This is a genomic window from Arthrobacter sp. CG_A4, assembly GCF_035985125.1.
GTDB lineage: Bacteria > Actinomycetota > Actinomycetes > Actinomycetales > Micrococcaceae > Arthrobacter.
In genome coordinates this window covers 1-5,243 of sequence record NZ_JAXCID010000086.1, presented here as the reverse complement: position 1 = coordinate 5,243, position 5,243 = coordinate 1, and the positions used below count along the sequence as shown (strand labels likewise).

5 protein-coding genes are annotated in these 5,243 nt (G+C 63.1%); 2 read left to right on the top strand and 3 right to left on the bottom strand.

What is annotated here, in order from left to right; translation table 11 throughout:
• Positions 1-116 precede the first annotated feature (116 nt).
• Positions 117-419 (bottom strand): DUF4193 domain-containing protein, encoded by a 303-nt coding sequence (locus RCH07_RS19020; protein WP_326969054.1) that lies wholly within the window; start codon positions 417-419, stop codon positions 117-119.
• Positions 420-1,333: 914 nt separating this feature from the next.
• Between RCH07_RS19020 and RCH07_RS19015 the strand changes: the two genes are divergently transcribed.
• A complete protein-coding gene (locus RCH07_RS19015; protein ID WP_326969053.1) occupies positions 1,334-2,245 on the top strand; it encodes a metallophosphoesterase in 912 nt (303 codons plus the stop codon).
• Between the two features lie 297 nt (positions 2,246-2,542).
• Positions 2,543-3,025: a sensor histidine kinase gene (locus tag RCH07_RS19010; RefSeq protein ID WP_326969052.1), complete on the top strand. Its 483-nt coding sequence runs from the start codon at positions 2,543-2,545 to the stop codon at positions 3,023-3,025.
• A gap of 181 nt (positions 3,026-3,206) precedes the next feature.
• Here the strand turns inward: RCH07_RS19010 and RCH07_RS19005 are convergent, their stop codons facing one another.
• Complete coding sequence (locus tag RCH07_RS19005; RefSeq protein WP_326969051.1) at positions 3,207-3,587, bottom strand: VOC family protein; 381 nt, start codon at positions 3,585-3,587, stop codon at positions 3,207-3,209.
• A gap of 340 nt (positions 3,588-3,927) precedes the next feature.
• Positions 3,928-4,230: a hypothetical protein gene (locus tag RCH07_RS19000; protein WP_326969050.1), complete on the bottom strand. Its 303-nt coding sequence runs from the start codon at positions 4,228-4,230 to the stop codon at positions 3,928-3,930.
• Between the last annotated feature and the right edge of the window lie 1,013 nt (positions 4,231-5,243).

Sequence of the window (5,243 nt, the reverse complement as noted above, 5' to 3'; positions counted from 1 at the left end):
AGGCCGGGCCCCCTTCCAGAAAGGAGACCCGGCCTCCGCGCCGTCACGACGCAAACCTGCGGAACCGGCAAACCACAACCGACCCACGCACCTAGTGCGAAGCGGATCTGGCGCGGCTAGCCTTCACATTCGACGCAGTAGACGTGACCGTGCTTTTCGCGGGCTATTTGGGACCTGTGCCGGACCAGAAAACATGAGTAGCATGTGAATTCGTCGTCCGCCTGCGGGATAACCTCAACGATCAGCTCCTCGGCGACAAATTCTCCGCCGGGGACGATCGAGTCGTCCAACGAATCAGTCTCGTCCAAATCTCGCACGACGCTGCGGGCATCCGGCGCGTTTGCAGATTGAAGCGCCTCCAGGGAACTAGCCTGAGACTCCTTGACATCGGAACGTACTTCGTCGTAATCGGTTGCCACCTAAGTGATTCTCTTTCTTTGGCGTGCTTGTCTGATGGAAATGTAACCCCTGGAAGCGCTCCGGTATTCCCTTGGAACGGGTTCCCAGCTACCGCGCGGCCGCACCCTCAATTCCGGGCCGATCCGCTAGACGATACTACCCGCCCCGGAATCCACGCAGACGATTCTTGCCCTTCCAGCTCCAAAGCCCGCTAAAGTTGTTACATTCGCTGGATATAAGGCTACATTGATCGGATCGGCTAGATTCTCTGGGGTTTCGACCAAACCCATACACTGTCGGGGAAGATTTCTGGGGGGAAATTTTGAACAAAGCCCAAAGGCGCGCCCACGTCGAGCCGCCGTGTCCGGAGTGCGGATCCAGGGTGATCCCGATCTGGAAAGACGAGCGTTCCATGTCCGCGCCCCAGCCGGTTTGGCGCGTGGCCGCCCGGCAATGCAGCAGTCAGCAATGCGGCCGCAACGATGCCGCCAGCTGGTAGCCATTGTCACACTGCGCGGCGTTAGCCTGCGACGGCGGCGGTGGGCGTGCAGCATCTACCGCATACCACCACCGGAAGATACGTCCCGTTGACGACCTTCCCACCGCCGCCGGAAACTGGCCATGCGACCGGGGTTACATATTCCGGGCGTTCGGCGATAATTAAGCCTCAGACCAGGCGCTTGTCCGTGCTCTGCTGCCCACGGGAGGAATTGTGGTTCCGACGTCCGCGAAACGAGGACCGCGAGGCCTGGCCGTTACCGTTTTTGTGTGCCTGGTGCTGCTGATGTCCGGATGCCAGCCGGGTCCCCCAGAGCCTCCGCCCAGTCCACCGGCAACGCCCGGAACTCCCGAACCGACGGCGAACTACGTTTCGCCGCCGCCAAGCCCGCCGCCAAGCCCGCCGCCCATCCCCCCGGCGGGGCCTGTTGGCTCGGTGCACTTCACGGCCCAGGGAGACATCGGCGTCGACGACGGCGCCACGAAAGTACTGGACACCATTGCCGGTCTTCGGCCGCAACTGAATCTGGCCCTCGGTGACTTCACCTACAAGGCCGGCATTGAGCAGCGTTTCTGCGACATGGTCAAAGGCAAGCTGGGCCAGGAATTTCCCTATCAAGTAGTCACTGGCAACCACGAAAGCGACGGACACGATGGTGACATCGACAACATCGTCCGGTGCCTGCCCAACAAACTCCCCGGCATCCAGGGGAACTACGGAACGCAATGGTATGCGGACTTCCCCGAGAAGGACCCCATCGTGCGCTTTGTCATGGTCTCGCCGGGCATCGACTTCAAGGACGGAAAGCCCCTGGACTATTCGAAAGACAGCGAACGCTGGCGCTGGACCGTCGATGCCATCGACGGGGCCGCCGCGGCGAAGATTCCGTGGACCGTCGTCGGAATGCACACCCCCTGCCTGAGCATGGGCAGATACCAGTGTCAGGCCGGCAAGGACTTCACCAACATGCTGATGGCCAAGAAAGTCGACCTGGTGCTGTCCGGCCATGAGCACCACTACCAGCGCACTCACCAACTGGGGACCGGCGCTTCCTGCCCTGATCTGGTACCCCAGGCTTTTTCGGCAAGCTGCCTCGCCGACACCGACGCCAGCATGGTGCGGGGCGCCGGAACCGTGTTTGCTACCGCGGGAACTGGCGGCAGGGCGCTTCGCGATGTACAGGCCAAGGACTCCGAGGCCCGGTACTTCGCAGCGGTGTCCGGTAAGAACCGCAATCCTGCCCTGGGCACCCTCGATGTGATGGCCACTGCGGACCGGCTCTCCGCCCGATTCGTCCCGGCCGAAGGGTACAGCTTCACCGATGCCTTCACCATCGAGCGGCGCTGAACGACCTGCCCCCGCAGCATCGGCAAGGCCCATGTCTGACACCCCCAAGGACGCGTCGGGCCCGGCAACGCCAGCCTGAACCGGCAACCGTTGTGCCGGCCCGGCACTGGCCCCGGGGGACGGAACCGGCATCGATGTGAACGGCAAAAGCACTGCCGCATACAAAGACGCGGACCGGCAGGTTCACGCCGTCACCGCAGTCTGCACCTGACCTCCGGCACTATGGGCCGTCGTCCAGATGCGTAGTCAGCGGCGCGGCATAAGAAAATGCCAAGGACACGAGCGCACAGTAAGAATATGAAATCACTGCTAAGCGATGAAGTCGTCGCCGTACGTGGCGTCCTCACTGATACCCACCCGATCGATTTCCATACCCTTGGAGTGACCGGCGCAATTAACCGTTTGACTCTCCCCCTCCGCGAACACGGAACCGCGGTGCATCTGGAGACCCCGCACCACGGGATGGAAGTGGACCGGCCATCCGCAACGCTTCTGTACCGGGCGGCCCAGGAGCTCCTCAGCAATATCCACAAATTCGCCGAAGCATCAGCCGTGACAGTACGGCTCGGTTGCGTCGCCCACGGCGTGAGTCACGCCGTTCAGCTCAAAGTGACCGACGACGGCCGCGGTTTCGACGCGCCGGCAGCTATGATCGGCCGGCATTCCGGCATGGGGCTGCGGCTCATGCGCCTGGCAGTAGGCCTTGCGGGCGGAGAGATGATCATTGATTCGTCCACCGCCACAGGCACCTGTGTCACCATAACGCTGCCCCTGGACTAACCTCAGCTGAGCCGCTTATGTAACGCGGGACCTGCAGCCGGGCCCGCGCACTCAGGGCCAGACCGCGGCGAAGGTCCGGGCAGGGACGGCGGGCTTCGGCCAGCCGGCCTACAATCGGGCAGGCTGTCGTCATCCCGACCGATCTGTGGTGGCCGGGGCTGACATTAACGGGACGGCAGGGCTACTGGCGCTGGAAGATGTTGAGAATGTTTCCCTCGCTATCTGTGAACCAGGCAGCCTTCCCCACCGGGGTGGCCGCGATGCCGTTTTCAGTCTTCAGTCCAGGAAAGTCGTACTCCTCGAAGACGACGCCACGGCTCCGCAGCTCCTCGACCTCGGCCTCGATGTTGCCCGTCCACCAGCCCATCTGGGTGTTTTTCGCGGTGCCCGCATTGTCAGTCTGGTAAAGCATGACGGCGGTCCCGTTCGCGCAGCGGTAGAGCAGGTTCTCCTCGTCCATGGCGTCCGAGGGCTCCAGGCCCAGCACGTCCCGGTAGAAATCTCTCGCCCTCGCCATGTCCTTCACGGGGAGGACTGCGATGATGTCGAGTTCCTTCAGCATGATTTTTTTCTCCCTCTTGATCGGCGTTGATCCGGTTCCTGGAAGCAATGGCCAGCCGCCACCCGTCACGCAATACCGTCCGCGATCAAGTCGGCGAACCCGGTCACGTCGTGCCGGCCTCAGGTCCAAACTCCCACGATCATCACATACTCAACATCAGCGAAAGCATCACGAATCTGCTCTTCGAAGGTGTTGATGCGCACCATCGTAGGCGTCCGGCGAGGAGAGTCAAGAGCCCGTGGAAACCACCCACGCCGCGCCTGAACCCTGTGACGGGGCACCCTGTCCCGCGGGATCCGAGGAGAACGACTCGACAGCGAAGTGCCGGGGTTGGAGAGGGTTAGGGATCGGCCACCGTCTCGATCGCGACCGTCTCAATTATCCGGGTCGATGGCTCTCCGACCAGGGACGGCGCCGTCACACCGGTTTTCCACGTCTGGTTCTGCAGCCGGGCCAGGAAATCCACGGCGGCCTCCTGCGTATCGAAATCCATCTCCAGCATCACGTAGTCCTCCTGGTCGAGCGGCCGCGAGATCCGGTAAGACCGCACCCCCGAGGCTGCGCGGTTCAGCGGGTCACTGTCGAAGGCCCTCCTCCACATTCGGAAGTCCCGGACCAGGTGTTCGATCTGCAGGGTAATCATGGTGGCGCTCCTGTCGACGGTTCCTCACGCCCAACCTTAGGCCCGGCGGGCCGATTCAAGTAGAGCCACGGGCATGTTAATCTTCGACCCCAGACCCAGGCGCCAAGCGGACATCAACCCATCGGGCGCGCGCACTGGCCCGGTCAGACACAGTGGCAGGGACTGGTCCCTACTCCATTCGTCGGTGAGTGCCCTCAGCGCGCCGGTTGTTTCGCTTCGAGGTGAAAGACGAGGCGAGATTGCCGGGGGTCCACCCCAGTTGCGGCATGCCAGCCGGAGTCCTGCTCAAGGCTTTCGCTGTGAGACGGCGTCCGCGAGCGACGCCAGGCCCTTCTCCAAGTCGGAGCCGACCATTTTTGTCCGTGTTCATGAACGAGGCGAAGACCGTGCCGATCCCTTTGTTCTCAATGGTCATCTTCCATGTCACCTGGGTCCTGTGGCCGGCCCCGCTGGGTACGGAACCGGCGGCAGATGCCATTCAGCACCCCTCGGCCGGGCCTCCTCACAGCCGTGGTGGGATCGCAGCTCACCGAGCTCCTAGATCACCGGGGCGAGATATCCGTTGGCGCCGAGGTGCGGAGAGTTTCCAGCGTGGGCCTGGAGCCACCGGCGATGCGGACCTCCTGCGACGCCGTCGGCAGGGCGGGAACGGCGACGCCGAGCTCCTTGCCGACCGGGCGGCCGGTTACGACGCCGACGAAGAGCGGGATCTCGGAGGTACTGATCGGGACACAGACCGGTCGGCGATGACGGCTACGGGCAGGATCCTGGATGCCCCGGTCCGGGACGTGAGGTCACGGATTGGTCACGAACACGGTGGCACCCATCCGTAGCCGGTGTGCTGTCGAAGTACTCCTGACAGACAAGCACCGGCCCCGTCCGAGACACTCGGCAGGAACCATCCGCGGGACCGGACACCCCCCACCGATTTCAAGGAGTACCCCCATGCGTACGTCAACTAAGACTTTCCTGAGCGTTGCCGCTGCCGGTTCGCTGATGTTCTCCCTCGCCGC